Source organism: Frankia sp. Mgl5, from assembly GCF_023242985.1.
In the GTDB taxonomy this organism is placed as follows: Bacteria; Actinomycetota; Actinomycetes; order Frankiales; family Frankiaceae; genus Parafrankia; species Parafrankia soli.
The window spans coordinates 1-338 of sequence record NZ_JALKFY010000562.1 but is presented as its reverse complement, the minus strand read 5'-3'; the positions used below and the strand labels follow the sequence as shown (position 1 = coordinate 338).

Sequence of the window (338 nt, the reverse complement as noted above, 5' to 3'; positions counted from 1 at the left end):
CCAGCTTCACGAAGCCTTCTCCTGCATTGACGGAAAGAGCCCGACCGTTGGCGCCAAAGGAGAAACGGCCTGAGACGTAATCGATGCCTTTCTCTTTTGCCTCTTTTTCACCCAGTCCCACACTGGCCATCTCCGGGTCGGAGAAGACAACAGCCGGAATCGCTTTGTAATCCACTTCGGCAGGCAGGCCGGCAATCGCTTCCGCCGCCACTTTTCCTTCGTACATCGCTTTGTGGGCAAGTGCCGGACCAGCAACGATATCCCCGATCGCGTACACATTTTGAATGCTGGTGCGTCCTTGTTTGTCTACCTCAACCAGTCCACGGTCTGTCATCTTC

Annotated in this window: 1 protein-coding gene; it reads right to left on the bottom strand. The window is 55.3% G+C overall.

Annotated features, from left to right (window positions below; genetic code table 11):
- Positions 1-338: FAD-dependent oxidoreductase (locus tag MXD62_RS10635; RefSeq protein WP_248829148.1), on the bottom strand; the 338-nt coding region annotated here is incomplete at both ends.